The following is a 13543-nucleotide window of genomic DNA, read 5'->3' on the forward strand; positions in this document are numbered from 1 at the left end:
GTTCTAGGAGGCCTGCTTGATGGGGGTGACGGTCGCGCCCGGGGAGCGCGCTTCGAACAACCGAATGGCGTGCGCAAGGATGCCGTGCGCGATCTGCGATTTCGGCGCGCGCGAAAGCGTGTGCGCGCCGGCGTCGTCGTAGATCGTGACTTCATTCTCTTCCTTGCCGATCGTGTGCTGCACGAGGTTCGCCACGATCATCGGGATCTTCTTCTTCGCGCGCTTCGCCTGCGCGTAGCCCGCGAGGTTCTCGCTTTCAGCGGCAAACCCTACGCAGAACGGGCCGCCCGGAATCTGCGCCACGTACGCGAGGATGTCTTCGGTCGGCTTCAGCTTGAGGTCGAGCGGCTCGGCGGACTTCTTGAGCTTGCGGTTCGACGGTTGCACCGGCGTGTAGTCGGCCACGGCGGCAACGCCGAAGAACAGGTCGGTGCCGGCCACGTGCGACTTCACGGCGTTGAACATTTCGGCGGCACTCGTCACGTAGACGAAGTGCGCGCCATGGGGCGCGCTGAGCGACGTCGGGCCACTCACGAGCGTCACGTCGGCGCCGAGCGACGCTGCGGCTTCGGCGAGCGCGTAGCCCATCCTCCCCGAAGAAAGATTGGTGATGCCGCGCACGGTGTCGATCGCTTCGAACGTCGGACCCGCGGTGATCAGGACCTTCTTTCCGGCGAGGCTCTTGGGCGCGAGGAAAGCGAGGATCGACTGGAGCAGTTCTTCGGGCTCGAGCATGCGGCCCATGCCCGTTTCGCCGCACGCCTGGTCGCCGGCCGCCGGACCCAGCACCGCGATGCCGTCGGTGCGAAGTGTGGCGACGTTGCGTTGCGTGGCGGGGTTGTCCCACATCTCGCGATTCATCGCGGGTGCGACGAGCAGCGGGCAATTGCGCGCGATGCACACCGTGGAGAGCAAGTCGTCGGCGAGGCCATTGGCGACCTTGGCCATGAAGTCCGCGGTGGCGGGCGCGATGACGATCGCCTCCACGCCGCGCGAGAGCTCGATGTGCGCCATGTTGTTGGCGAAGCTCGCGTCCCATTGATTGGTGATGACGGGCTTGCCGGTGAGCGCCTGGAAAGTCGCGGGCGTCACGAATTTCGTGCCGGCCTCGGTCATCGCGACCTGCACTTCGACGTTGTTCTTCTGCAGAAGCCGCGCGAGCTCAGCCGCCTTGTAGGCAGCGATGCCCCCCGTGACCCCGAGCAGGATGCGACGCTTCAAGACCTTGTCCATAAAGGCATTTTACCTTTCCCGGGGAGCGGCATGTCGATCACCGAATGGCCCGTTGCGGAACGGCCTCGCGAACGCCTCAAGGCGCGTGGCGCGGCCGCCCTGTCTGATGCTGAATTGCTGGCGATCCTGCTGGGTACCGGAACACGCGGCAGGAACGTCGTCGAGGTCGCCAGGGATATGTTGGGGCGCTTTGGGCGCGTATCGAGCCTGCTTGCCGCCGCGGAATCCGAGCACCGGCGCGGCGCCGCCAAGTTCGCGCAATTCGCGGCTTCCATGGAGCTCGCCCGGCGCGCGCTGGCCGAGGAGATGCGCGCCCGGGACAGCCTCACCTCGCCCGGCGCCGTGCGCGGCTACCTGCGGTTGCGCATGCAGGAGCTCGCTCATGAAGCCTTCTATGGTGTGTTCCTCGATGCGCAGAACCGCGTGATCGTCGCTGAAGAACTGTTCCGCGGCACGCTGACCCAGACGTCGGTGTATCCACGGGAGATCGTGAAGCACGCGCTCGCTCACAATGCGGCGGCGGTGATCCTCGCCCACAACCATCCTTCGGGAGTGGCCGAGCCCAGTCTCCAGGACCAGGCGCTCACTCGCACGCTCGCCGAAGCGCTGGCACTGGTCGACATCAAGGTCCTCGACCACTTCATCGTGGCTCCCGGGGCGTGCCTTTCCTTCGCGGAACGGGGGTTGATCTAGCCGGCGGGGGCCCAAAACCCCAACAAAATCAGCCTGTAGGCCCCAAGTAGGGGGTTCCTCAAGAGCTTGAAAGGATGGGGGCTCGTGGGCTATAATCACGGGCTTCGTACCCCTCGGACTGCCCGGGCGGTCGGAAAATCCAGCTCAAGAGGTTTGTCATGTCGAGAATCTGTCAGGTCACAGGCAAGGCCCCGATGGTGGGTCACCATGTGTCCCACGCGAACAACAAGACCAAGCGGCGCTACCTCCCGAACCTGCAGTACCGCAAGTTCTGGGTCGAAAGCGAGAACCGCTGGGTGAAGATGCGCCTCACGAATGCAGGCCTGCGCCTCATCGACAAGAAGGGCATCGACGTCGTCCTCGCCGACATGCGCGAGCGCGGCGAGAACGTCTGACGAATCAGGACCCACGGGACCTAGACCATGCGCGAAAAGATCAAGCTCGAGTCGTCCGCCGGCACCGGCCATTTCTACACGACGACGAAGAACAAGCGGACCATGCCCGACAAGATGGAGATCAAGAAATTCGATCCCGTCGCTCGCAAGCACGTCCTCTACAAAGAAACCAAGCTCAAATAACAATCAAGAAAAACAATAAAGATGAAAACCCCGCTTCGGCGGGGTTTTTTATTGCGCTTTCAAGGTTCTTCGGCGGGCAACAATACCGATGCAATAACGCGTTGTGATGCGCTTCACTTCATACTTTGGAGGGGTGAGTCAGCATTGAATGTTTCCTAATAACCCCACTGGAGTTCGCTAGATGCGCACGCACAAGAACAACCTGATTCTCGCCGCCGCCCTCTCGGCCTGCCTGGCCGTACCCGCATGGGCCGACGTCGTGAAGCTTCACGGCGCCACCACCGTTCAGAACGTCGTGATCAACCCCAACCGCGAAGCGGTGCAGAAGACCACGGGTCACACCCTCGAGATCGTCGGCAACGCGACCGGCAAGGGTCTCGTGGACCTGTCCGAAGGCAAGGCCGACGCCGCCATGGTGTCGGAGCCGCTCGACATCGCCGTGGCCGCTGCCGCGGTTGCCGGCAAGACCATCGATGCCAAGACGCTGCAGATGCATGAGATCCGCAAGGACGAGATCGTGTTCGTGGTGCATCCGTCGAACGCCGCCTCCAAGCTCACCTGGGAACAACTTGCCGACATTCACACGGGCAAGATCACCAACTGGAAGGAAGTTGGCGGCAAGGATGCCCCGATCGTCGTGTACTCCGATGCCGTCACCGGCGGCACGCGCGCGATGGTGAAGAAGATCGTGATGAAGGACGTCGATTACGCGGCCAACGTGAAGTCGCTGACCTCCGTGTCGCGCGTGCCGGAACTGATCGCCCAGGACGCCAATGGCGTGGGCGCGGTCGGCCGCGGCTTCGTGACGGGCGACAAGACCAAGATCGTCGCGACCAAGAAGCTCGAGCGTCCGCTCGCCCTCGTCACCATCGGCGCCCCGAGCCCGAAGGTGAAAGCGGTGTACGACGCGTTCAAGGTGGAAGCTGCCAAGTCCGCCAAGTAACACCGGAACGGGGCCTTCGGGCCCCTTCCCCTTTTTCTCCTGGAGAGCATTGTGAAGAGCATGACCGTCATGGCGCGTCTCGCGCTGGGTTTCGGGCTGGTGATCGCGTTGTTCATGGCCTCGATGGCCGTGAGCATCCACCAGATGTACCGCCTGGGCTCGAGCATCGAGGACTTCGCGCAGAGTCGCGTTCCCAAGCTTTCCCTCAGCGGCAAGGTCGTCGAGCACCTGCTGCAGACCGCGCGCCAGATGCGCAACGTCCTTATCCTCGACGCCGAGACCGAGATCGTCAGCGAGATCGCGGACGTCGCCCGCAACACCGAGCAGGTGCACGAACTGCTCGCGCAGATCGGCAAGCTTGTCAGCGCCGACACCGAGCGCAACCTGATGAAGGAAATCGACGCCGCGCGTGTGAAGTACGAGCCGCTCGAGCAGAAATTCGTGGCGGCCGCGAAGAAGGCCGACTACGCCACGGCCAAGGACCAGATGCTGAGCGAGGTGCGCCCGGCACAGGACGCGTACATCAACGCAGTCAACTCGTTCATCGAATACCAGTCGACCAACAGCGAGTCCGAAGCGCGCGAGGCTCACCAGCGCCAACGCGACGCGAGCGTGATCCTCATCATCATGGGGCTGGCGGGTGCGGTCATTGCCGTGATCGCCGCTTTCATCATTACCCGCGGGCTGCTGCGCAGTCTCGGGGGCGAACCGGCGTATGCCGCGGAAGTCGCGCGCCGCATCGCCGAGGGCGACCTCACGGTTCAAGTGGTGTCGAAGGCCGGCAACTCCGGAAGCCTCCTCGGAAGCATCGCGCGCATGCGCGACGCGCTCGCGGTCTCCGTGAGCGAGATTCGCGCCGCCGCGGAAGCGGTGGGCAGCGCCTCGCAGCAGATCGCCCGTGGCAACACGAATCTTTCCAGCCGCACCGAAGAGCAGGCGTCAGCGCTCGGCGAGACCGCGGCCAACATGGAAGAGCTCACCAGCACCATCCAGCAGAACAACAACACGGCTCGTGAAGCCAGGTCGCTCGCCGCGGAGGCGACAACGGTTGCCGGACAGGGCGGCACGGCGATGACCGAAGTGATGGACGCCATGCATCGCATCTCGGAATCGTCGTCGCGCATCGCCGACATCATCGGCGTGATCGATGGCATCGCGTTCCAGACCAACATCCTCGCCCTCAACGCCGCGGTCGAAGCGGCGCGCGCGGGCGAACAGGGCCGCGGCTTCGCCGTGGTCGCCACCGAAGTGCGTGCCCTCGCGCATCGCTCCGCGGACGCGGCCAAGGAGATCAAGAACCTGATCCAGGAATCCACGCTGCGCGTGAATGGCGGCGTGAAGCACGTGGAAGGCACGAGCCGCACGATGGAGGAGATCATCGCCACCTCGCAAAAGGTGGGAGACCTCATCGCGGAGATCTCGGATGCCAGCACCGCGCAGCTCGCCGGCATCCAGGAAATCGGCAAGGCCGTGACGCAGATGGATTCGAACACGCAGCAGAACGCGGCCATCGTCGAGGAAGCCGCGGCCGCTGCCGAGCACATGTCGAACCAGGCCGAGGCCCTCATCGGGACCGTGGCGCGTTTCAAGGTCGAGATGGCCGGGCCCACGATCCTTGCCGCTGATGCGCGCCACATGGCCTCGCGGGCGATCGAACGCGCGGCGGTCCCTGCGACGCGTGGACGTCCTTCCATTCCCGCGAAGAGCGAGAGCGAAGACGCGGACTGGAAAGAGTTCTAGAGCCTGACGTGAAAAGCCCCGCTCAAGCGGGGCTTTTTACTTGAGCGGCACGCAGACCGCCGTCCGGAGCTTTTCGGGTGGCACTTCCCCGGGCGTGTTCAGGTAGTCCTCGAACGGCGGCTCGCCGCTCTCCTTCTCGCCGCTCTTCGGGAGCCACTGGCCATAGATGAAGTCGTACACGGCGGGCAGTCCCGCGTAGGGGCCTGTGTGGACCACGACCGCACACTTGCCGCCCGGAGTGTTCGTGATTCTCACGTTGCCATCGGGCTGGAAGTCGTCGGGGACGGAGATGCACGCGACGGACCGCAACTGGGCTTCGGGCGTCGTCGAAGGATCGTCGTAGTAGATCCCGAACATGTGCGTGCCCGGGCCGATGATGCCTTTCGAGCCGGCCCACTCACCGAGGCGTCCGAACACTTCGCCGATGCCCATGTACGAGCCGCGATGATCCATCGCAGCAACCCGGCGCGGAGCCAAGTGCTGGATGGTCACTTCCAAGGGGTTACCTCAGGGACGGACTACGCGTAGCAGCGCAGGCGGCGCGAGAACTGCGCCAGCGATTCCACGTTGCTCTTCTCGGCGCGCTCGCACCAATCCTTGAGCTGCGCGGTGAGCTGCTCGGTCGAGAGCGTGGAGCGTTGCCAGATCTTCGTGAGTTCCTGGCGCATGGTCCACGACGTCTTGAGCGTGGGGCTCGAGTCGAGGGCGCGGTCGAGGTCGGCGCGATACGCGGCAGGCACCTCGGCTTCGTCGCGATGCAGCCAGGTGCGCACGCTCGCGGCGGCACTGCGGCTGGCGATATGGCCCTTGGCGCGGAGCTTGGCGATTTCGTCGGCCGTGGTGCGCTTCATGTGCGAGGCGTAGCGCGAGAGCACGTCATAGCGATGCTGGATGACGGCATGCAGCGTGGCCGCATCGATCTCGAACTTGGTCGGGTCGAGGCGAACCTTCGGCGGCGCCTTGCGGACCTTGGCGAGGCCGAGGAACGAGAGGATCTGCAGGTACAGCCAGCCGAGGTCGAACTCGTGCCAGCGCATGGAGAACTTGGCCGAGGTCGGGTAGGCGTGGTGGTTGTTGTGCAGCTCTTCGCCGCCGATCCACACGCCGAAGCGCGTGATGTTGCGCGCGGCATCGTCGCATTCGAAGTTGCGATAGCCCCAGTAGTGGCCGATGCCGTTGATGACGCCGGCGGCCCAGAACGGGATCCAGAGCATCATCACGCCCCACATCAGGAAGCCCGGGATGATGCCGAACAGCGCGATGTTGATCGAGAGCGTCACGAGGATGCCGAGCTTGTTGCACGGCGTGTAGACGTTGCGCTCGACCCAGTCATCGGGCGTGCCGTGGCCGTAGCGCGTCATCGTCTCGGGCTTGTGCGATTCCTTCACGTACAGGACGACACCGCCCCAGAGGACCTTGTTGATGCCGAGGATCTGCGGGCTGTGCGGATCTTCTTCCGTCTCGCACTTGGCGTGGTGCTTGCGATGGATCGCCGCCCACTCCTTGGTGATCATGCCCGTCGTCATCCACATCCAGAAACGGAAGAAGTGGCTCACGACCGGGTGGAAATCGACCGCGCTATGGGCCTGGCCGCGGTGCAGATACAGCGTCACGCCGGCGATGGTGATCTGCACCAGCACGAGCAGGACGAGGAGGTTGCCCCACCAGGGAAGACCGAGAAGCCCGTCGAAGATCATGTGGAAGCGCGCCTTTATGAAGGGGCCGCGAAGGGTTCCGCGACACCAGATGAATGTATGGGCAGGAATTGTAGCCCACAAGGTCTGTAGGGGATATCAGCATCCCGGAAGATATTGCTAAGTATTTGATCCTGTGGTTGAAATCTGTGTTTCGGGCGTAGCCAGGAACCGTATTTCGCGGGGGGGTGGCGGGAGCACCACGCCGCGCTCCCGAAAGCGTCCCAGGACCGTGCGGAGGATGTCGCTGCGAAGCCCGCCCTGGCCGTTCTCCGGATCGTTGATCCAGGCGGTCAATTCGAGCTCGATTCCGGTCTCCGCGAGCCGGTTGATGGACACGCCGGGAGCCGGATCCGCGATCACTCGCGGATGCGCGCGCGCGGCCTGCAGCAGCACATCCATCGCGGCATCGATGTCGCTGTCGTAGCCCACCGATACAGGCACCTTCACGGCGAACTTGCGGTCCGAGTACGAGTGGTTCGTGACGCTTTGCGTGATCAGCGTCTCGTTGGGGATGATCGACTCGGTGCCGTCGCCAGACTTCACCACCGTGTAGCGCGCGGCGATCTCGCGCACCTCGCCGTGCCGGTTATCGACGGTCACGAGGTCGCCGATGCGGATCGAGTGGTCGAGCAGGATGATGTAGCCGCTCACGTAGTTGCTCGCGATCTTCTGCAGGCCGAAGCCCAGGCCCACGCCGAGCGCGCCGCCGAAGACCGTGAGCGCGGTGAGGTCGAGGCCCACGAGCGGCAGCGCGATCAGGATCGCCACGAAGAGCGCGATCGCGCGAATGAACTTCGAGACCACCACGCGCGTGGACATCTGCACGTCGTCGTTGGCCATGACGCGGCCTTCGAGCACGCGCGCGAACCACATCGAGACGGCGAGGGTGACGGCCACGGCCACCGCCGCCTTGAGGATCAGCAGCAGCGAGATGCGCTGCTTGCCGAGATCGAACGAAACGGAATCGAGCGCGCCGGTGACCTCGGGGAGCAGGCCCGTCACGTAAAGCAGGACACCGACCCACATGGTCCAGGCGATCGTCCGCTCAGAGCCGCGCAGGAATGCGCCCTCGGGCAGGACGAAGCGCAGCACGTAGACCAACGCGCGGATCAGGCTGAAGGCAATGAGGAGCGTGACCGCGAGGTTGAGGAAAGGCACCGGCGCGTAACGGCGCAGGACCAGCATCGCGCCCCAGGTGAACGCAAGCGCGGCGAGCGGGAAGATCACGCGGTTGAAGCCGCCTTCGCCGAACTTCCAGCGGACCTTGCGCCCACCCAGGCGCGCGCGCAGCGAACGGGCGATGAACCACGCGAGGCCGAACGTGCCCGCGAGGACCGCGACCTGGATGAGGGTGTCGCGCGCGAGCTGCGCCGAATCGAAGGCGCTGAAGAGGAGGTCGAGGTCGGTCGCCGCCGTCACTTCGCTCGTTCCATCACCGCTGCGAAGAAACCATCGGTGTCATGCACGTTGGGCAGCAGGCGCAGGTATTCCTCCACGCCCGGAATGCGGATGTCCTTGCGAGCGAGGACGTCCTTGCACGGGATCAGGCGGAACTCGGGATGCGCGGCCAGGAACGCCGTAACCACCGCTTCGTTCTCCTCTTCAAGAAGGCTGCACGTGCCATAGACGAGGCGCCCGCCGGGCTTCACCAGCGCGCCCGCGGCGGCGAGGATCGCCGTCTGCTTGGCGTTCAGCTCGACCACGCCCGCCGCGGTCTGGCGCCACTTGAGGTCGGGATTGCGCCTCAGCGTGCCCAGGCCGGTGCAGGGAGCGTCCACCAGCACGCGGTCGATCTTGCCGCGCAGCCGCTTCACCTTGGCATCGTTCTCGTTGGAGATGCGCTGCGGAAAGACGTTCGACAGTCCCGAGCGTTTGAGGCGCGGTCCGAGGTTCGCGAGCCGTTTCTCCGACACGTCGAAGGCATAGAGACGACCTGACGAGCCCATCGCCGCGCCCAGTTGCAGGGTTTTCCCGCCGGCGCCCGCGCAGAAATCCACGACCATCTCGCCGCGCCGCGCTTCGAGGAGCATGCCGAGGATCTGGCTGCCTTCGTCCTGCACTTCGACCACACCTTCGAGGAAGAGGACGTGCTGGTTGAGCGCGGGCTTGTCGCGCAGGCGAATGCCGATGGGCGAATAGCGCATCGCGCGCGCGGCGATCTGGTCGCGCTCGAGGCGATCGAGCACCGGTTCGATCGGGGCCTTGGTCTCGTTCACGCGCAGGTCGAGCGGCGCGGGTTGCTGCAGGCTCTGGCCGATCGCGAGGATTTCCTCGTCGCTGTGGTTCTTGCGCAGCTTTTCGATCACCCAGTCCGGGAGGTCGACGCGAATTTCGAAGGGCAGGGCGTCGACCTTCTCGGCCTTGAGCGCGGAGAGCCACGCCTTCTCGTCCGCGCTGAGCGAGGCCTCGACCTGGCTGATGCCGATGCCCTGGGCCTTCACGATCGCCGCGAGCGCCATCTGGCGAGGTGTTCCCTCGGGCGTCAGGTGCTCGAGCAGGCGGCGGCGGCGCAGCGCGGCGCAGACCGTATCGGCGACGATGGCGCGATCCTTCTGCCCGAGGCTCTTGTGGTCGCGGAAGAATTGCTTGAGCACCTGGTCGGCGGGCTGCCGAGCGGGAAGGACGACCGTGAGTGCCTCCACGATCGCCTCGAGCTGCGCGCGGCCGATCGTCACCGGGAAATGGAGGTGGCGACCTGCTCCACCTGGAATCGGTTGCGGGCGACGGGATAGCGCAGCTTCACCGGCAGGTTGTGCTGGTCGATGCCGAGCCACACGTCGACGGTTTCCACGGGCGTCTTGCCTTCATGACGCAGGTGAAGCGTTTTCACTTTTCCGATCGGCAAGTCCAGCTCCTCTTCGCCGAGCACGGCGAGTGAAAACGTATACAGGCGGCGCTGCGTGAATACGCGCAGCTCGACGCGGTCACCCTTGGGCGGCGAGTGCGCGAGCTGGAAGATCATCGAGAGCCAATCCACCGTGTTGTCGGCGAGCGGACCCTCGCGCGTCTCGTCGTTGCGATGGAACGTCATCGTGCGCTTGGACCAGTCGAACTCCAGGCCCTCGTCGGGCGCGCGCGGCCGGCGTTCGGTGAAGCGTTCGGGGCGAAGCCCCGCGCTCGTCACCGTGCCGCGGCTCTCTTGCGTGATCTGGCCTTCGAGGAACACGGCGAAGAAGCCCGAGGCCTGCGCGGAACCGAAGATCTCGTAGCGATTGCCTTCGCGCGACCACGTGTATTCGGAGCGGCCCTCGGCGAACGCCGAGTGCAGCGCATAGGCGATGCGCAGCTTCGCCGGAAGCGCTTCACCCGGGAACTTCGGCGGTTCGAGCGCGGCGGGCTTCGGCGGTTGCGCGAGCGCGATTTTTTCCGGAGGCGCAGGGACATCGTCACCGGCGAGCAGCTCGGTGCCCGATTCGATCGGCAGTGTCTGCTTCGGCGCGGGTTCGGGTTCGTCGATGAGGCCGGGCAGCGAGGCGACGGTCTCCTCGGGCTTGGGCGGCGAGGGCTTGGGCCGCGCGCGGCGCGGCTTCGCCTGCGCGGGGGCAGGCGTGGTTGCAGCCGCCGTTCCCTCGATCGCAGGTGCGGCCGGATCAAGGGTGGCGGTGTAAGCCGGCTCGTCGACCGCAGGCGGCTCCACCTGGCGGGGCATCGAAGCAATGAGGGCCGCATGCGCGATCGCCGATACCGCGAGCGCCGCCAGGGCGATGCGGTAGCGATGGAGGAATGCGCGCAGCTGGTGGGTCGAGATCATGTTCAAGCGGCGGTCCGGGGAGCGATGAGCGAATCCGAAGAAACGCCCGAGCCCGGCACCTGGACGACACCGGCCGAGGAAAATTGCACCTTGCCCTCCGCGAGCCAGCGCGCGGCCTGCGGGTAGATGCGGTGTTCCTGCTCGAGGACGCGTGCGGCGAGTGTGGCTTCCGTGTCCGAGGGAAGCACGGGCACCGCGGCCTGGATGATGATCGGACCGTGGTCGAGTGCTTCCGTCACGAAATGCACCGTCGCGCCGTGCACCTTCACGCCTTCCTCGATCGCGCGCCGGTGCGTGTGAAGCCCGGGGAACGCGGGCAGCAACGACGGATGGATGTTCACGATGCGCTGGGCGAATCGCTGGATGAATTCCGGCGTGAGGATGCGCATGAAGCCCGCGAGCAGGATCCAGTCGGGCTCGTGTGCGGCGATCGCTTCACCGAGCGCGGCATCGAACGACTCGCGCGACGCATGGGCCTTGTGATCGATCGCCAGCGTGGGGATCCCTTTCGCGGCGGCCCACTCGAGGCCTTTCGCTTCGGGACGGTTGGAGATCACGGCGCGCACCTGGAGCCCCGTCCCGGCCTCGACCAGAGACTGCATGTTGCTGCCCCGGCCCGAGATCAGGATGACGGCGGACTTCATGACACGACCGTTTGCGGCCCCCCGGGTTCGCGCGTGACGATCGCGCCGATCTCCGTTGCGGTCAGGCCTGCGCCCTTGAGCGTGGCGATGGCCGCGGAGACCTCGTCCTTGGGCACCACGATCACCATGCCGATGCCGCAGTTGAACGTGCGCGCCATCTCGGCGTCATCCACGCGGCCGTTCTTCTGCAGCCATTCGAAGATCGCGGGGCGTGTCCAGCGCGAGCGATCGAGCTTCGCGCAGAGGAGCTCGGGGAGGATGCGCGGAATGTTCTCGGTGAGGCCGCCCCCGGTGATGTGCGCGATGCCCTTCACCGTGGCCTTGCCCATCAACTCGAGGACCGGCTTCACGTAGATGCGCGTGGGCTCGATCAGCGCCTGGCCGATCGTGCGATCGCCTTCGAACTTCTCATGGTAATCGCCGCCGCTCGTGGCGACGATCTTGCGAATGAGCGAGTAGCCGTTCGAGTGCGGGCCGGTGGAAGCGAGGCCGATCACCGCGTCGCCGACCTTGATGGTCGTGCCGTCGATGATGCGGTCGCGCTCGACGAGGCCAACCGCGAAGCCCGCGAGGTCGTATTCGTTCGGGTCGTACATGCCGGGCATCTCGGCGGTTTCGCCGCCGATCAACGCGCAGCCCGCCTGCTCGCAGCCAAAGGCCACGCCCTTCACGACGTCGGCCGCGACATCGACGTTCAACTTGCCGCACGCGAAGTAGTCGAGGAAGAAGATCGGCTCGGCGCCGGAGACGAGGATGTCGTTCACGCTCATCGCGACGAGGTCGATGCCGATGGTGTCGTGTTTCTTCAGACGGAAAGCGAGCTTGAGCTTGGTGCCCACGCCATCCGTGCCCGAGACCATCACCGGGTTCTTGTACTTCTTCGAGACTTCGACCAGCGCACCAAAACCGCCCACGCCCGCGAGCACTTCGGGGCGCATGGTTTTCTTCGCGTAGGGCCGGATACGCTCGACCAGTTCATCTCCCGCGGCGATGTCGACGCCAGCGTCGGCGTAGGTCATGGAGATGCGGTTCGACATGTGCGCGCGAAAGGAGGGCTTTGGGAGTGAAATTCTACCCGATTGCCCCTCGGGACGCCGCGAAACTAGGCGTCGCCGCTGCCCTTGAATGTCGGCAGGTTCGTCTTCGCGAAATCGAGCATGCGCTCGATGCAAACCTTGGCCTTGCGGCCGATCTCCGGATCGACGCGCACTTCGTTGTGCCCGCGCTCGAGCACTTCGAGCAGATTGCCCAGGCCGTTCATCGCCATCCACGGGCAGTGCGCGCAGCTCTGGCACGTCGCGCCCTTGCCGGCGGTGGGGGCTTCGATGAAGTTCACGCCGGGCAGCTTCTTGCGCATCTGGTGGAGGATGCCGCCATCGGTCGCGACGATGTACTCGGGGGCCTTCATGCGCTCGGCGGCCATGATGATGCCGGTGGTCGAGCCCACGAAGTCCGCCATCGCAATCACCGAAGGCGGCGACTCGGGATGCACGAGCACCTTCGCCTTCGGATGCGAGAGTTTCATCTCTTCGAGCTGCTGGGCCTTGAACTCGTCGTGCACGACGCATGACGCGTTCCACATGAGCATGTCCGCGCCGGTCTGGCGCTGGATGTAATCGCCCAGGTGCTTGTCGGGTGCGAACAGGATCTTCTTCCCCTGCGCGTGCAGGTGGGCCACGATCTTCTCGGCGATCGAGGAAGTGACCATCCAGTCGGCGCGCGCCTTCACCGCCGCACTCGTGTTCGCGTACACCACGACGACGCGGTCGGGATGCTGGTCGCAGAACTTCGAGAACTCGTCGATGGGTGTGGCCAGATCGAGCGAGCATTCCGCCTCGAGCTCGGGCATGAGCACGCGCTTCTCCGGGTTGAGGATCTTCGCGGTCTCGCCCATGAAGCGCACGCCGGCGACGACGACGGTCTTGCCCGGATGCTCGTGGCCGAAGCGCGCCATCTCGAGCGAATCGGAGACCACGCCACCGGTGGATTCGGCGAGATCCTGGATGTCCGGGTGGACGTAGTAGTGCGCGACGAGAACCGCGTCGCGCTCCTTCAGGAGCTTCCTGATGCGCGCGATGATCGCGGGCTTGTCGGCGGGCGCGATGACGGTCGGCGGAATGGCGGGTGCCAGGCCGGTGCGGCCGTCAAAGCGTTCGAAGCGAATCTGGATGGGGTGGACGGCGCTCATGAGAACGATTTTGCCATAGGGGGCATGTTAGAATTTCGCCGGCAATTTCCGAGTGGCCCTGCTGCCCCTCGAAGCG

14 protein-coding genes are annotated in these 13543 nt (G+C 65.2%); 5 read left to right on the forward strand and 9 right to left on the reverse strand.

Translation table 11 applies throughout. The features are described from left to right. Nucleotides 1-3: 3 nt before the first annotated feature. Nucleotides 4-1221 (reverse strand): bifunctional phosphopantothenoylcysteine decarboxylase/phosphopantothenate--cysteine ligase CoaBC, encoded by a 1218-nt coding sequence (gene coaBC, locus DSM104440_RS04135; protein ID WP_343034110.1) that lies wholly within the window; start codon nucleotides 1219-1221, stop codon nucleotides 4-6. Nucleotides 1222-1263: 42 nt separating this feature from the next. Here coaBC and radC point away from each other — a divergent pair, with 42 nt between their 5' ends. From radC to DSM104440_RS04160, 5 genes are all read left to right on the forward strand, one after another. Further along, nucleotides 1264-1926: a RadC family protein gene (gene radC / locus DSM104440_RS04140; RefSeq protein WP_171160805.1), complete on the forward strand. Its 663-nt coding sequence runs from the start codon at nucleotides 1264-1266 to the stop codon at nucleotides 1924-1926. A 158-nt stretch (nucleotides 1927-2084) separates the two neighbouring features. After that, nucleotides 2085-2321 carry a 50S ribosomal protein L28 gene (gene rpmB / locus DSM104440_RS04145; protein ID WP_171160806.1) on the forward strand — a complete coding sequence of 79 codons (237 nt, stop codon included), beginning with the start codon at nucleotides 2085-2087 and terminating at the stop codon, nucleotides 2319-2321. Nucleotides 2322-2348: 27 nt separating this feature from the next. Beyond that, nucleotides 2349-2504, forward strand: coding sequence for a 50S ribosomal protein L33 (rpmG, locus tag DSM104440_RS04150; protein WP_171089798.1), 156 nt, complete (start codon nucleotides 2349-2351; stop codon nucleotides 2502-2504). Nucleotides 2505-2685: 181 nt separating this feature from the next. Beyond that, the gene (locus DSM104440_RS04155) at nucleotides 2686-3447 is read left to right on the forward strand and encodes a substrate-binding domain-containing protein (protein ID WP_171160807.1); all 762 of its coding nucleotides are present in this window, start codon (nucleotides 2686-2688) and stop codon (nucleotides 3445-3447) included. A 60-nt stretch (nucleotides 3448-3507) separates the two neighbouring features. Continuing rightward, on the forward strand, nucleotides 3508-5187 hold the full coding sequence (locus tag DSM104440_RS04160) for a methyl-accepting chemotaxis protein (RefSeq protein WP_246212142.1): 1680 nt from the start codon (nucleotides 3508-3510) through the stop codon (nucleotides 5185-5187). A gap of 36 nt (nucleotides 5188-5223) precedes the next feature. Here DSM104440_RS04160 and DSM104440_RS04165 read toward each other — a convergent pair whose 3' ends face one another. From DSM104440_RS04165 to nadA, 8 genes are all read right to left on the reverse strand, one after another. Continuing rightward, nucleotides 5224-5679: an AraC family transcriptional regulator gene (locus DSM104440_RS04165; protein WP_246212143.1), complete on the reverse strand. Its 456-nt coding sequence runs from the start codon at nucleotides 5677-5679 to the stop codon at nucleotides 5224-5226. A 26-nt stretch (nucleotides 5680-5705) separates the two neighbouring features. Next, a complete protein-coding gene (locus DSM104440_RS04170) occupies nucleotides 5706-6881 on the reverse strand; it encodes a DesA family fatty acid desaturase (protein ID WP_171165672.1) in 1176 nt (391 codons plus the stop codon). Nucleotides 6882-7001: 120 nt separating this feature from the next. Next, nucleotides 7002-8303, reverse strand: coding sequence for a mechanosensitive ion channel family protein (locus DSM104440_RS04175; protein ID WP_171160810.1), 1302 nt, complete (start codon nucleotides 8301-8303; stop codon nucleotides 7002-7004). Beyond that, the gene (locus DSM104440_RS04180) at nucleotides 8300-9559 is read right to left on the reverse strand and encodes an RsmB/NOP family class I SAM-dependent RNA methyltransferase (RefSeq protein ID WP_171160811.1); all 1260 of its coding nucleotides are present in this window, start codon (nucleotides 9557-9559) and stop codon (nucleotides 8300-8302) included. The genes DSM104440_RS04175 and DSM104440_RS04180 overlap by 4 nt, the downstream gene beginning before the upstream one ends. After that, entirely contained in the window at nucleotides 9556-10635 is a 1080-nt protein-coding gene (locus tag DSM104440_RS04185; protein WP_212758199.1) for a DUF3108 domain-containing protein, read from the reverse strand. The genes DSM104440_RS04180 and DSM104440_RS04185 overlap by 4 nt, the downstream gene beginning before the upstream one ends. A gap of 2 nt (nucleotides 10636-10637) precedes the next feature. Continuing rightward, nucleotides 10638-11279 carry a phosphoribosylglycinamide formyltransferase gene (purN, locus tag DSM104440_RS04190; RefSeq protein WP_171160813.1) on the reverse strand — a complete coding sequence of 214 codons (642 nt, stop codon included), beginning with the start codon at nucleotides 11277-11279 and terminating at the stop codon, nucleotides 10638-10640. Then, on the reverse strand, nucleotides 11276-12316 hold the full coding sequence (gene purM / locus DSM104440_RS04195; RefSeq protein ID WP_171160814.1) for a phosphoribosylformylglycinamidine cyclo-ligase: 1041 nt from the start codon (nucleotides 12314-12316) through the stop codon (nucleotides 11276-11278). Before purM ends, purN begins: the two co-directional genes overlap by 4 nt. Nucleotides 12317-12381: 65 nt before the next feature. Continuing rightward, nucleotides 12382-13467, reverse strand: coding sequence for a quinolinate synthase NadA (nadA, locus tag DSM104440_RS04200; RefSeq protein WP_171160815.1), 1086 nt, complete (start codon nucleotides 13465-13467; stop codon nucleotides 12382-12384). Nucleotides 13468-13543 lie beyond the last annotated feature (76 nt).

Source organism: Usitatibacter palustris (genome assembly GCF_013003985.1).
Classification (GTDB): Bacteria; Pseudomonadota; Gammaproteobacteria; order Burkholderiales; family Usitatibacteraceae; genus Usitatibacter; species Usitatibacter palustris.